We start from the raw sequence: 13,479 nt of genomic DNA on the forward strand, positions 1-13,479 counted from the left end.
GGAACGCTCGGATGAATTGGGCGTCTGTATTCGAAGTGTGCTACCAGAAATATCCCGGTTTGACGGAGCAAGAAGCGGAACATTTTATTAGTCATTGGAACAACCCTCTATCTGAAGAGGAGATTGCGGAAATACGGGAAAGGCAGCGCAATCCCTTCCCCGTAACCGATCCTTTACATAAGCTATACCACCCGTTCGATCCGGCAAAATGGTCTATTCCGAACAAGTGTCTTCCCGCCGCTTATCTTGATTTACTGCGTTATTCCAATGGCGGTGAATTCGGAAATGGTGTTCGGCATTTTCAGTTTTTCAGTGCTGATGAGTTACGAGCGATGATGCTGGCCTATGAATTTCCCGAGTACATGCCAGAGGCGATCCCCTTTGCTATGGATGGCTGCGGGATTCATTATGCTTGGGATATGCGCAGCAGCTCAGAAGAAAATGAATATCCCATTCTTGTATCTCACTCGGGAAATTTAGGCTACGCGGACAGCGCACAAGTTGCTTCAACCTTCATAGAACTATGTACGGGAACAATCTCGGCTGAAGATTTACTTTACGGTAATGATGAATGATTGCAGGAAGACCATTCGATTTGTTTTACGCAAATGAAGGCTTGAACGTCAAGGTGAAGCGCCAGCGATATTGGACTGTGTGTTTTCTTTTTCAGGACGACGTTATAAGGAAAATGACCTCTAAGTTCCACAATATCGTGGTGGCTTTAGAGGTCATCTTTTTATAAATCATAGTCCTATTCTTTTACGCTATTGCTTCAGATCCACTATACACTTTCACTTCGAGCGGAGCTGTTAAATAAGCTTTAGCCTTTGCAACAAAAGAAGTAAAATGTTTACTTGAATTGTGTGCTGCCACCGCTTCTTGGTCTTTCCATACTTCCACCATGATATAGACATGTTCTGTTTCTACGCTTTTATAGAAATCATAAGCAATGTTTCCACTTTCCGCTCTAGAAGCTTTCACTAGAGATTGAATCTCTTCAACGTAAGCTTGTTCTTTTTCTGGATTTACACTTGAAACAGCATGAATAATAATCATTTGAATCCCTCTCTACCTGTTATTTTCATTCATTATTCAAATAAAAATTTATTTCCACTCGGCTATTGTCTCCACAGGAAGACGTACGGATTGGTATCCTGCACCATCTGCTTTTCCAATGGAAATGAGCATTACCGGAACATAGCGGTCTTTATCCATACCGAAAGCTTCAGCGATCTGATCTTTTTCAAACCCTCCGATTGGACAAGTATCATATCCATGGGCACGAGCTGTTAGCATGAACTGCATCGATACGAGTCCGCCGTCAATTAGCACGGTTTCTTTGTTTACTTCTGGAGACAGATTTGCATAGTAGTTTGTTAATGCTGCCATCTGTTTTTCTTTTACTTCAGTTGGCATATATCCTAATTCTACTGCTTTGCTATAAATGTCTTCCCCATTTTCAAAGCTATTCAAATCCCCGAATACTGCAATCATTGCTGAAGAAGTTTCAACTTGCAGTTGGTTAAAACGAGCAAGAGGTACTAATGTTGCCTTTCCTTCTTCACTCTCAATGACTAGAAAACGCCATGGTTGCATATTGACAGATGATGGTGCACGAGTAGCAACTTCAATCATTTCTGACATTTCTTCTTTGCTTATTTTTACGGACGAGTCATATTTGCGAATAGAGCGGCGTCCTACCAGTATTTCTTGAAAATCATTGTTTCTTGTTGTGTTAGACATGATGTGATCTACTCCTTACTCTATATAAATGTAAATCCTTTGATCAATCAACAATTGACTAGTCAACTATTGATATGTCAAACAATATATATCAGGTCTAACATTAAGTCAAGTGAACTTCTTTAGATAAACTCAGCTGACTGCTTACTGTCCGCCTTGAAGAATGAGGTTGTGTATTCTATAATTGACGCATCAATGATTGATTAATCATCTATAGAGGTGGAAAAACAATGCAAGTGTCTCACCAGGAAATGAAGCAAGTATTTCTAATGTTTAAAAATATGGAAAGACATGTCACCCAGCACTTTGAGAAACGATTAGGCATTAGCTTAACGAGATATGAAATCTTGTACAAATTACTTGAAATGGGCTTGCTTTCTCAAATCGGTTTACAACAAGAGATGAAGATCGATCAAGCTGCAATAACAAGACATTTAAAAATACTTGAGGGAAAAGGCTTTGTTACCCGCAATCGCAATGAGCAGAATAATCGTGAAGTGATTGTTCAGATTACGGAGGCAGGCAAGGACATTTTAAGGAACTGTGATGTAGATAAAAACCAATTTATCGCTGAATTGTTTGGCGGGTTTTCAGAGCAAGAGGTAAAGCAGCTGCAGATGTTAGTGAAAAAACTTGATCATAACGTAGAAAAATTAACTAAGTCATGACATTTTTGCTTTTGATGGCGGGAGCCGTCGTGAACACGATCCAATGTGTGTTTGTAGGTGGCGTCGTTTTTGTAGGCTTTGTCTTTTATCTAGTCGGGCTGGCTCCCACCCATTCCTCGAAACAAAGGTTCTCGCCGGATAAAATCAAGTTTACATTATCGGTCTTTTTTACCTTGTCCATTTTATTTTTGTATGCGATCATTACCTATCGGATCATACGTACCGGAGGTATGTTAGCTTTCGAGCACCCAGATTCGACCGATGCTTACCTTGCGCAAGCCAAGAAGCTGGTTCTATGGGGATCGGTACAGGGTGCCTACGCGCCCATTGCTTTTGTATGGCTGCTACCCCTGGTCATTGGAGAGATGAAATTAGATAAAAAGCATATATGGATCATATCAGCTGGATCTCTCTTGGCGATTGCAGGTGGTGGTACTGCTTGGCTGACGTCGGTATAAAATGAAATACAATCTATTAAATTCATGGAGGCAGCGATGAACCAAGTACTTATGGATCAATTGAATCAGTGGCATGAAGATGATGAACACCAACGAATTGTGGATACACTGTTAGCCATACCCGAGAACGAACGGGATTATGAAACGATTAGTCGACTGGCCAGAGCTTATAATAACTTGGAACTCTATGAAGAAGCACTCCATCATTCTAATAGCATTGCTGAAGCGGGGCAGCACGATCCGCGGTGGCACTACCGGGTAGGTTTTGCTCTTTATCATGTAATGCGCTATGAGGAAGCCGTTCAGGCATTGCGTACCGCTGAACGGTTAGAGCCTGGTGATCAGCATATCGAATTCTTATTGCAGTTAAGTGTTCAAAAAGCGGAGAAACAACAAAGACAAGAACGCCGAATTGCAGCTAAGAAAGAAGCAGCCTTGAAAGCGAGTGGATCGGCAGTAGTAGAGCCTTTTTCGGATATGTCTTTTGATGATTTTTGGGATGATCGCGAGTATGCGAGAGAAACTTATCAATCCGAGCCGCCTACAGATGAGCTGATCGCCTCAATTGAGGAAGAATTGGGATACAAGCTCCCCTCCTCCTATATCACACTGATGAAGCAGCGTAATGGTGGGGTTCCGAATAACACCTGTTTCCCGACTGAGGACGCTACTTCTTGGGCAGAGGATCATATCGCAATCACAGGAATTCTGGGTATTGGCCGTGAGAAGAGCTATTCGCTCTGCGGGGATCTCGGCAGTCAGTTCATGATTGAGGATTGGGGATACCCTGACATTGGCGTCGTGATCTGCGATTGTCCTTCAGCAGGCCATGATTTAGTCATGCTGGACTACCGAGCCTGCGGAAGAGATGGCGAACCGGAAGTCATTCATGTCGATCAGGAGGACGATTATGAAATTACGTTCCTGGCCGATAATTTCGAAGCGTTTATTAGAGGTCTAGTAAGCGCAGAGGAGTATGATACTTCTGAGGAGGATAAGCTAGAAGATCTTCATAGGGTAGCTCATGGCAAATTTTCTCCGTTGTTGGAGGAGTTATGCGCTAATGTAATCGAAGTGGATCAGATTGAACAGAGGATCCGCCGGATCTGTACACAGATTGTAGAAGCGAAAGGCCATTTTTCCTTTCATGCGGATGAACGTTCGTATTTGATGTATGATTTGCAGTTTTGGTTATATACAAAGTCATATCCAGAGACCAGCCGCGAGCAGTATCTGGGAATCTATGAGAAAATGATCGCCTTCGGCGGCGAGTTCGGTCAAGGCGGCTACGCCCCATCCTTTATTTCGGATTGGCTGGATCGCCGCAAAAAGGAAGGACAGATTGTGCAGGTTAATGGACACCTTCGGTTTACTGAGCAATCGATTGAGAAACTAGTTCAGCAGCTGCAAGAAGCCTAACAAGACCGACCAAGCATCAAGCAACCAATCAGAAGAGCCCACGTTCGGACGAGGGCTCTTCTTCTTTTTTTAGTAATGGGAGATTCAGTATACAGCGGGAACAAGAATATTTCCTTCTGGCAGAAAAAAATAAAGGACTATTTTTTCAATTCAAAAGCATCGTCAAAAAACGATTTGAAATTAGGATACAAAAATCTCATCGACGCTTTCAGTTGATCACGCCCTGCCTTTTCTCCATCAAAATCAAATAATATTTCATGGTCAATCTCATAGATTGCATAGTGCTCCTCATCCGGACCAGTAAGATCCATGCATAATATGTGACCATACTCGGAGTCCCAGGAGAATGGAAGGTAACCCCACTTGCACAGTAGTGGATTATACATATCTTGAATGCGGCGTAACGGCTCATCGACCGGTTGTGCTGGCACGATGTCGAAATAGTGATGATAGGTTGAAATGAATGCTTGATACCATTCCGGAAAGTCCAGCCCGAATTCTTTTTCCAGCGCACAAATGTCGCCATCAGTAACGGTAGAAGGAACTAATCTCCATATCGACCACTCCTCATTAGAGTCGGTTGCCTTCATTTCACCCGGAACATCTGGTCCCATCCATCTACCAAATCCATCCTCCGTTACTTGGTCATATCGGCGATAATAAGCTTCAAATCCTTTTTTGATATAGTCCCGTTTATCCAATGCATAGCTTCCTCTCATTAAGTATGTATTCCCAATTGCTCTACGTAGTATCGATGTGCGATTTCCGCGATTTTATCTGGATCTTCCCAAAATCGATTATCCAACTTATCAAGTCTCTCTATCTCTTCCTCAGTAAGGAACTGAGGAATATCCCAGAGTTCTGTAAGGCGCTTGTCTTCTGACAAACGTTCGATACAGGCATATCCGGATTGTATGATGTCGAGTGCATGAATCGCTCCAATCGCTTGTAACGCTCGAATTGCATGGAGATATGCCACTTCTCCCCAATTGCAGAAAAACTGAATAAACCCGCCGTTATATAAGTCAACTTCCAACAGCCACAAGGAAGTGATCTCTTGTTCCTCTGGAGTCAAGGCATCCCAGCCTGAATCATTTTTCTTATCCACAAAGGAAGAGGCAAAATCGAACCAAATGTCGCAGATATCCGTCTTCTCCATTTTGTTTCCCCCTTTAATGTATAGACCTTATAGATCAGAACATCATTTATACGCTTCATTTATACATGGGACGTCGCTGCTTACCTGATCATTTATTAGGTTAATATTTAATAGAATTAACAGTTCGAGAGAGTCAATAGCTGCTCTAGTCTTTCTTTTAGCGGCGACTCTGCTTTTCGTGCCGCTCCCTCCAGCTTCTTCACGCTTCCAAAGATTCGGCACACGACCATCTCACATTGGTAATTCTCTTTGTCTTTCAATGCTTCGATAAGCGCCTCGGCAAGCTCAGGACGGTCGATAGTCAGATTTTTGACCTTCGTCCCCTCGTCAATGCCTCCCAGCAACATGGATACGATTACCGACATATGCTCTGCCTTGACGCCATGCGCCTCGATAAATGCCTGCGGATAGCCATCCTGTACCATTTGGTGCTCTGTATCCACCATGCCCATATAACGGGATACCAATGGGAAATAATCCTCACTGTACAAGCCGAGGCCCAGTACGGCATAAGTGCCCGGCATAGCCGATTTCTCACTTGGCTCCACATCGCTGTACCATGCGAACTCCTCCATTGCCGTCTCCGCATATTCTGCAACTTTGGGGAACAATGCCGGATAGCTGAGTGCATTGGCAAAAAATCGATGCAGCTTGGACTTCGCCAGCTTTTTATACGGAAGCACATGCTTTTGGCTGCTTTTCAGCTTAAGGTTATATTCTTTAGGGAAATCCCGCCGCAACAGATCAATGATATAATCGAGCGCTTCACCGTAAGCTGCCTCCTCTTCAGAGAGAATCCGAATGACGATCGTCTTCGTCACGTCATTGTTGTGGGCCTCTACTTTCTCTCCCCGATAGGTGCTCTCAAATTTACCGCTGCCTATTTTCAAATAATCTGCTGCCCGCTTTGAACCCAATTGCGCCGCAAGTCCCAGATATTTCAGCCGATTATCCGGCTCAGTGAATCCAATCTGTACGGCTGCATAAATAAAGAACTCCAATTCTCCTGCATCTACGGAAGAAGGAATCACTTCCTCCTTCAACACCCATTCGTTTCGATAATAACCGGTTTGGTTAAAATGCTGCGGTAAAAAGTGATCCTCCGCCCAACGTTTGAAGGAATAAGTATATCGGCTGATCCATTCTTTTTTGCGTTCGTGGTTCTCCTTCAGCTTGTCATTGAGTCGTCGGATCAACGGCTCGATATCTGCTACTTCCTGTTTCATTAGATCAGGATTGACCAAATGTTTGGCAAAAAAGAAATAGTCATCTACTGCTGGTTGTACTGGTGGATCAGATAATACCTTAGTTTGAATAAATTGCTCTAGGGTCTGTTTCAGTTGATTTAGCTTTGGCTCATTGATGAACTGTTGATTACGCGATAACATTGAATTTTCCCATTCAAAATCCAATAGAACCTCAAACTTGTAATCAAAGAAACGCGCTCCCAGCTCCTCAGAGAGGAACAGTCGCTCTACTCGTTCGCACAAGGCAGGAAAGAATTCCTCAATGAGCAGTTCATTGGTCAACTCTGTTATGTAGGCGCCAGCTTCCACCTTATACGAGCTGTCGCTCCAAGATAATGGCTCGTAGATATCGATATGGATGTTTCCATTTGCCCATGTAAACTTGCCTTTTCTCCATGCGACCCGAAGATAATTCTTGACTCCAGCCTGTAAACTTCTTTTATCCTTAAACTCGCTTATCCTTTTGCTTTCTTTTGCGTAAATCGATGTGACTTCCTCCCACACATCATTCAGAAAAGCTTCTACAGCGTGATTCAACGGTGTCTCCTCCTGATTAAAAAGTGAATATGCTTTCAGCATCTATGAATCAGCTCTGCTGATATAATGTAGCCGTCATCCTATCCTCTGTACAAATAAACATATAGAAAATGCCTTCACCATACTTGTCGAAATCAGCCCAGTCCAGCTGACCGATAAACCGCATTCTTTGAGCGCAGCAAGGGCAATGCGGGTAGTCTGCATCCTGCACCCAGCTTGGGTGGCCTCCGATTTGCGAATCTTGCTGTGTTAATGTCCAAGTCGCAGCATAGTACGGAGAGTGCGGCTCGGATGATAGAGTAAGCTTAATTTCTTCAACAGCAACGTTGCTGTCCTCGTCATCCCAATTAGGCAAATAATCGGGCTTCTGATTAAACCGGCTCCAGACCGGTTCTCCCTGTTGATCGAGCTCCATGTAAATCGTGCTGAAGCCTCCACAGTGTTCGCATGTTGCCACTTGCAGGCGTTCCATCGGCAGGCCGAGATACGCCAAGGATGGATGAGTGGTGTCCGCGTCCATCAAGATAGTGAGCTTCCTCATGCACCATGGACAATTGGAATTGCTCGTCTGTAGGAAGTGCGCAGCAGAAGTTTCTGCTACTGAAAGTATCGGCTGTTCCTCCGTTAACCGAATCGCATAGCATCGCTCACTGATCAAATCTCGTTTTTTTCCGTTCGATGCAAGCTCCCAGCCCCCCTCTAGAGCATACACGTCGGGATTGACGAATAACTGTCCCGCCCATTTCGGCGGATGCAGCCGCCATTCCTCAAATTGTCTCACAACCTCAGCGTCACCGATCCAGCTCAGTATGATCAGAATATGATTGCGGTTGTCGTCGTCCCATTCTACTTGCTGGAGGAGTCGCTCCCGGATTTCAGGCGGCGCATCCTTAAATAAGATCGAGGGATAATACATGTCACGCTCTATAAGCTTGGGCATAACTTTTGAAATATCATCATTCCGGTAACATACGAGAGATAGTAGAATTTGTTCCGCTTCATCCTCATTCCCTGCATCCAGTAGCTCCACCGTAAACTTCAGCATTTGCTCCGCCTCAGCAGCCGTCAAGGATACATAGATGTGTTCCTTGCTATGCGGGTAATCGACATATTGAATTAGCGGGCTATACGTTCTTTGTGTATGCATAACCTTCAAAATGTCTACTGGGTTCGTTAAGCCTTCATATAAATTCACCGTTTTACGATGCTGCTCAATATACGCTTGCTGTTCCTGACGTACCTGTTCCTGTTGGCAGGGCATGCAGATACCGCCTGTTTTAGCCGCCGTAGCCGGCAGGATCGTCGAGCTGCAGCCTTCCGTTTTGCATGGAATGCGTTCTGCCATAGTTGAGTACCCTCCACATGTTGTTCTATTATTCATCGATCTCGAACCGATTCATTTCGGAAACTGCCCTTGAAGATAGGAATTCCAGAGTCTACTAACAAATGCATTGGCGAGCTTGCTATCGAAAGCCTTAGCAATGAGACCGAGGTCGTCAGACACATAACTAGCCAGCTCGGAATTTTGCGTGAGCCGAAACGTTTGCTTGAATGCATATTCTCTAATATCTCGAATTGTCGCATTTTCAGTGGGGTCTTTCTTATGTATGGTTTCGTAGCTAGAGTTCCATGCCGCATCGAATGCAGTTGATTCTCTAGCGTCTAATTGTGCGTCCCAGTCCCCTTCTTTTTCAAAAACACGTTCGAAGAAACCGTCAGCACGAATCATAGTTAAGATTTCATTTGGTGTTATCAAAGCACTATCGCCTCTTTCATCTCTATTTGTCTCTCGTTCAACGCATCAGCATACAACTTCTTACGAGCCGATGAGCAATTTGTGCTCTGAGAAGATTGCGGAATATCCGAGCCTATACAGCTCGAAATAAGGTGCGAATGGGTCGCCCTTAAGTCCGTAGCGGTGCCACTGCAAATAATAAGAGATCCAATAATCGCAGGCCATCGAGTAATAGGCTTCATCCAGAATTTCAATCGGTGCATCGTAATCCTTGTGTGCACTGATAACTTCAAACAGCGCATCATAAACATCAGAATCGTGTGATTGGCGGATCTTGTTTATTTTCCCATGCGGCAGGATTTGAATTTCTTTGATTCCAGAAAGGTATGACGCTGCATCTGCCGCACCCTCAATTTGTTCAAACTCTTGAAGCAGCTCCTTCAGCCCTTTAATAAGCTGCTCGCCATGTCCTCTCAGCACCTCTTCAGGTACAGCTGCAACTTTACTGTTAAAATAGCCTGGCACCGTGTCTCCGCCAAAATCCGCGGGATCGAGGACGTCATACATCGGTACAATCCGCTGTAAATAGGCGTCTCCATCTTGCAGCGGTGCAAAGGTAGCCTCCACCCCTTCACCGCTTGGCATATACATTTGAAAATATCCATACAGCTCGTTATCTTCAATGACTGCATCATCGGATTCTACTTCTTCATCCATAAGCTGAAGTAAATATCTCGCGTATGACTGTTTATCCATCTGTACATTTCCCTTCTCGCTAATCCATAGTAACAATCCCGTCATTTTCATGCAAAATACAAATAAATATCAGGAGATCGGAGTCCTATGTTCCTTTGATAGATCAAGTAGAAGGAAGGGACTCCATTCCTGATTATGGATAGTATACGGGGTAAGGAAGATAGCAATCAACCTTACAGCCCACTAGTATTTAGGGAACGATACATTAGTCCTACTTGTTTGCGTCTTTGTTCCTTGTAAATATTGTTGCAGCCATTAGATCAAAAGGCACATTCCCTTCTATTTATAAAATGAATGTGCAACAAACACTTGACCTTAGGTCAGACCTAAGGTGTATCGTTGAGATATTCCAAGTTTCCCCCCTAGGAGTGGACGTGATGAAAAGTGAAATTACAATTAGTGAATTAGCGAAGCTGATGAATGTATCCGTTCATCAAATCCGGTACTTTGAAGAGAAAGGCGTACTTCAACCGAGCTACACAGATAACAACCAGTATCGCATGTACGATATGGAGCAAGTATACCAGCTGGCGCAAATTCTGCTGCTTCGCAAGTTGGAGGTGCCTGTCTCATCCATTAAGGAATGCATGACCTCTTATTCTGGAGCCCAATACCGACAGCTGCTTCAATCCTCCCTACGAGATATAGAAGCGGAATTACAGCGTCTTAGGGATCTCCAACAGTTCATTCAAAAAGTGCTGCACGAACAGCAGAACATAATGAACTCGAATAGCACCTATCAAGTCAAGCGGCGAGAACCTAGGCATTTCACACGGTGGATTGAGATGTATCCCCAGACAAAGCTTACGGCCAAACAATTGGTAGAGCAGCAGAAACATATTCCGGACTTATTCGAGATGGATATCCACTACATCGATGATGGTTCAAGTCTGAGCACCTTGTGTCTGGAAACGCAAGCACCTGGCGATTTTTCTGTGCCGGAGGGAGATTACCTGTCGATGCAGTGCGCCATTCAAGAAGTCGAAGAGCTAGATCAAGTCGTAGAACAGTTCTATGAATATGCTGCTGCGCAATCTTATGTTGTATGGGGACCTTTGATCGTTATTGAGAAATCGTATTTGTCTCTGTTCAGCAACAACAAGCTTCACTACGAGCTGCAAACGTTAATAGAGCCGGTTGCCAAATCTGAAGGAGGCTATGATCATGTCTGTGGCGCGGATAACGATTGAACCGATGCAGCCCAAATACAATGCCAAAGTCGGACGTTTACTCGTCCACGGGTTCCGCGGGAAATTCCAACACCTTACGAACTTGAGTGAGGAGAATCTTGCTCTTTTTTTCGAGAAAATGCTGGACTCCTTTCCTGCTGAACCAGCAAGCTTGAGAGTTGTTGCGCTGCAAGCGGGAGAAGTGATCGGAACTCTATCGATCAAATGGAGTGCAAATGCAGAAATTCAACAGGCAACGGGAAACCTTCCCTCGAGGAAGGATTATCATTTCATTGGAAAATGGGCCTTTCTTAAACTGGTAATCGGATTGTCCCTACTAGAGCATAAGCCGTTAGCTGAGGAATGTTATATTGCTGACGTGGCTGTCCACCCCGATCATCGAAGCAAGGGAATTGGAAGATTGCTGTTGGAATGGGTGCAGCAGTTTGCGCTAGCAGAACCAAGCCTGAGCATACTAAGCTTGCATGTCGCAGGTACGAATCCACGGGCAAAACAGCTGTATGAGCAGTTATCCTTCTCTACCCATATACAAGAATATAGTATTCTGCGTCACTTCTTCTTCAATGAAGGAACATGGCATTATATGACCCGAAAATTGAAATCATAGAGGGCTTTTTACAAGGAGATAATAAGATGAAAAAGAAGATAGCGATATCCTTACTATTGATCGTTCTGATTTTTGGCGGTGCTGGACTGTATATCTTGAATCAACACAACTTTGACATGGATGAACAAGCTGTTGAAATCCAGACGCCTCAGGGCAAATTAACAGGCAGCTTCGTACTGCCTAAGAACTACACGAACAAACTTGGACTTGTATTGTTCATTCATGGGGACGGCCCTATTGACGCTACGCATGAGGATGGCTATAAGCCGCTATGGGAGCGGTTAGCTTCCCTTGGGTATGCTTCTTTGTCTCTTAATAAAAGAGGCCTTAACGGTTCGGAAGGAAATTGGGAGCATCAAAGTATAGATGACCGAGTGGAAGAAGCCCGTCAGGCGATTGCTTGGGCCAAAGAGCAGCCAATGATTGACGGGAAGCAGATTGGGGTATGGGGAGCGAGTCAAGCGGGCTGGGTCATTCCGAAGCTTGCCAAGCAGGAGCCGCTTGCTTTTAGCCTTCTTCTATCCCCTGCGATCAACTGGATTAGTCAAGGTGAATACAATACACGCAGTGAAATGCTGGCTGATGGAAAATCGGAAGCAGAGATTCAAGACAAACTGGCCTATAACCGACAAGTACGACAGCTGTTAGAGAAACATGCCTCCTATGAAGAGTATGTCAAAATCGCACGTAAAAACAGCTTGATGTCGAGAGACAGATGGATATTCGCCGGCAAAAATTTTTTGTCGGATGCCACAGAAGATCTTCGCAACTTCAACTCGCCTGTACTGCTGATTCTAGGTGAAGAGGATATTAATGTCGATGTGAAGGATACGGAGCGGGTCTACCGTGACATCGTTAAGCCGGAAATGTTGACTGTTGCTGTCTTCTCTGATGCTGATCATTCGATGCTCAGCAAGCAGACGGTGAACTCGAATCTACGAGCAACGCTCATTAGTCTGTTCGCTCCCAGACAAATAACGATACCAGGTTATATGGATGCGATAGAGCAGTTTCTGAGGAAACTTCCTAAATAACATCGTACACAGATATGAATAGATGGGGCGGGGCCATACCCGACCCTATTTGTTTTTTATTGACCTTCACGCAAGAATTGCTCGATTCGAGCATTAATATCGTAGGGAACTTGGCGGAATTCCTAGATCATTTTTTCTGCATATTTGTCCAATCCAAGTTATCGTCATATGAATATCCTGCATGGGAACAGAGATTTCATGCTCATGGAGGTGTCACTTATGCCTTTTGTAGGGCAAACTATCGTTCTAAGCGATGAATTCACTTATATAGCAGCTGATCAACTCACAGCAATAAATTTAGCTGTAACAGCAGCCGCTGGCAACAGAGCTACCGTCATTTCTCAATATCCGGTCTGGCCAAATATCATTAAGTATAGTAATGATAATAGTGGATTTCCAGATCCCAAATATATTTGGGATTCAACAACCACAGACAACCAGGTAAGGGCATTTGCTGCCTTTAGTGGTGGGGTTGGTAGTGAAGTAAGTTCAGTATCGCTTGACGTTAGTCTTACTGTATTTGCAGATAATGCTCATGTTGCACGTCTCGATGTCTACGATCTCTCAGGCCTGAATCCCGCTTTTATCACAACACTCACTCCTCCCGTATTGACTGATGGCAGTATGGATGCCAATACAGGATTGGTTGAAATTCTACCTTATAATTGGCAGAGCATTCGCATTTATAACATATCCAGTAACCCGCTGCCAGCAGGAGGAATATACGGGATTCTCGCTTCGTTCACTGTCGTGAACTACTTGGGTCCTAACCCGCCTGTCACTCCCGGCAACCCGGCTGGTCTTATGTTCTACGCCAATATCAATTTTTTCAATTAGATATGATTGTGGTATAGCCAGCCCCTCCACTGTCTTCCGACTTATATTAAGGAGTTCGTTCAGCAATCTGGAGGGGAACTCCTGGAACT

At 44.3% G+C, this 13,479-nt stretch carries 16 protein-coding genes; 8 read left to right on the forward strand and 8 right to left on the reverse strand.

The genetic code is table 11. The features are described from left to right. Nucleotides 1-11 precede the first annotated feature (11 nt). The gene (locus ABN764_RS04860) at nucleotides 12-575 is read left to right on the forward strand and encodes an SMI1/KNR4 family protein (protein WP_446671116.1); all 564 of its coding nucleotides are present in this window, start codon (nucleotides 12-14) and stop codon (nucleotides 573-575) included. Nucleotides 576-759: 184 nt separating this feature from the next. Here ABN764_RS04860 and ABN764_RS04865 read toward each other — a convergent pair whose 3' ends face one another. Together ABN764_RS04865 and ABN764_RS04870 are read right to left on the reverse strand one after the other, a co-directional pair. Then, complete coding sequence (locus ABN764_RS04865) at nucleotides 760-1,056, reverse strand: putative quinol monooxygenase (protein WP_446671117.1); 297 nt, start codon at nucleotides 1,054-1,056, stop codon at nucleotides 760-762. 48 nt (nucleotides 1,057-1,104) lie between these two features. Then, entirely contained in the window at nucleotides 1,105-1,743 is a 639-nt protein-coding gene (locus ABN764_RS04870; protein WP_446671118.1) for a nitroreductase family protein, read from the reverse strand. Between the two features lie 230 nt (nucleotides 1,744-1,973). Here ABN764_RS04870 and ABN764_RS04875 point away from each other — a divergent pair, with 230 nt between their 5' ends. Genes ABN764_RS04875 through ABN764_RS04885 form a run of 3 tightly spaced genes read left to right on the forward strand, consistent with a single transcriptional unit; the run spans nucleotide 1,974 to nucleotide 4,288 of the window. After that, nucleotides 1,974-2,411: a MarR family winged helix-turn-helix transcriptional regulator gene (locus ABN764_RS04875; RefSeq protein ID WP_446671119.1), complete on the forward strand. Its 438-nt coding sequence runs from the start codon at nucleotides 1,974-1,976 to the stop codon at nucleotides 2,409-2,411. Further along, nucleotides 2,408-2,869 carry a hypothetical protein gene (locus ABN764_RS04880; RefSeq protein WP_446671120.1) on the forward strand — a complete coding sequence of 154 codons (462 nt, stop codon included), beginning with the start codon at nucleotides 2,408-2,410 and terminating at the stop codon, nucleotides 2,867-2,869. Before ABN764_RS04875 ends, ABN764_RS04880 begins: the two co-directional genes overlap by 4 nt. A gap of 36 nt (nucleotides 2,870-2,905) precedes the next feature. Then, on the forward strand, nucleotides 2,906-4,288 hold the full coding sequence (locus ABN764_RS04885; RefSeq protein WP_446671121.1) for an SMI1/KNR4 family protein: 1,383 nt from the start codon (nucleotides 2,906-2,908) through the stop codon (nucleotides 4,286-4,288). A 137-nt stretch (nucleotides 4,289-4,425) separates the two neighbouring features. On the opposite strand, the gene ABN764_RS04890 is transcribed toward ABN764_RS04885, so the two are convergent. The 6 genes from ABN764_RS04890 to ABN764_RS04915 form a co-directional block, all read right to left on the reverse strand. After that, entirely contained in the window at nucleotides 4,426-4,989 is a 564-nt protein-coding gene (locus ABN764_RS04890; protein ID WP_446671122.1) for an SMI1/KNR4 family protein, read from the reverse strand. A gap of 17 nt (nucleotides 4,990-5,006) precedes the next feature. After that, nucleotides 5,007-5,447, reverse strand: a complete 441-nt coding sequence (locus ABN764_RS04895) for a DMP19 family protein (protein WP_021262872.1) — start codon at nucleotides 5,445-5,447, stop codon at nucleotides 5,007-5,009. A gap of 116 nt (nucleotides 5,448-5,563) precedes the next feature. Then, complete coding sequence (locus ABN764_RS04900) at nucleotides 5,564-7,231, reverse strand: DUF6138 family protein (protein WP_446671123.1); 1,668 nt, start codon at nucleotides 7,229-7,231, stop codon at nucleotides 5,564-5,566. A 49-nt stretch (nucleotides 7,232-7,280) separates the two neighbouring features. Beyond that, nucleotides 7,281-8,576, reverse strand: coding sequence for a DUF1963 domain-containing protein (locus ABN764_RS04905; RefSeq protein WP_446671124.1), 1,296 nt, complete (start codon nucleotides 8,574-8,576; stop codon nucleotides 7,281-7,283). Nucleotides 8,577-8,627: 51 nt separating this feature from the next. Then, a complete protein-coding gene (locus ABN764_RS04910) occupies nucleotides 8,628-8,987 on the reverse strand; it encodes an immunity protein PIM1 family protein (protein ID WP_446671125.1) in 360 nt (119 codons plus the stop codon). 60 nt (nucleotides 8,988-9,047) lie between these two features. After that, nucleotides 9,048-9,722, reverse strand: a complete 675-nt coding sequence (locus ABN764_RS04915; RefSeq protein WP_446671126.1) for a hypothetical protein — start codon at nucleotides 9,720-9,722, stop codon at nucleotides 9,048-9,050. A 377-nt stretch (nucleotides 9,723-10,099) separates the two neighbouring features. Between ABN764_RS04915 and ABN764_RS04920 the strand changes: the two genes are divergently transcribed. The 4 genes from ABN764_RS04920 to ABN764_RS04935 all read left to right on the forward strand — a co-directional run bounded on the left by ABN764_RS04920 (nucleotide 10,100) and on the right by ABN764_RS04935 (nucleotide 13,390). After that, nucleotides 10,100-10,912 carry a helix-turn-helix domain-containing protein gene (locus tag ABN764_RS04920; protein ID WP_446671127.1) on the forward strand — a complete coding sequence of 271 codons (813 nt, stop codon included), beginning with the start codon at nucleotides 10,100-10,102 and terminating at the stop codon, nucleotides 10,910-10,912. Then, nucleotides 10,887-11,519, forward strand: coding sequence for a GNAT family N-acetyltransferase (locus ABN764_RS04925; protein WP_446671128.1), 633 nt, complete (start codon nucleotides 10,887-10,889; stop codon nucleotides 11,517-11,519). Before ABN764_RS04920 ends, ABN764_RS04925 begins: the two co-directional genes overlap by 26 nt. Nucleotides 11,520-11,545: 26 nt before the next feature. Further along, entirely contained in the window at nucleotides 11,546-12,553 is a 1,008-nt protein-coding gene (locus ABN764_RS04930; RefSeq protein WP_446671129.1) for an alpha/beta hydrolase family protein, read from the forward strand. A 219-nt stretch (nucleotides 12,554-12,772) separates the two neighbouring features. Beyond that, nucleotides 12,773-13,390 carry a hypothetical protein gene (locus ABN764_RS04935; RefSeq protein WP_446671130.1) on the forward strand — a complete coding sequence of 206 codons (618 nt, stop codon included), beginning with the start codon at nucleotides 12,773-12,775 and terminating at the stop codon, nucleotides 13,388-13,390. The last annotated feature ends 89 nt before the right edge of the window (nucleotides 13,391-13,479 follow it).

It is taken from the genome of Paenibacillus wuxiensis (assembly GCF_040195695.1).
GTDB classification, from domain to species: Bacteria; Bacillota; Bacilli; order Paenibacillales; family Paenibacillaceae; genus Paenibacillus_B; species Paenibacillus_B suaedae.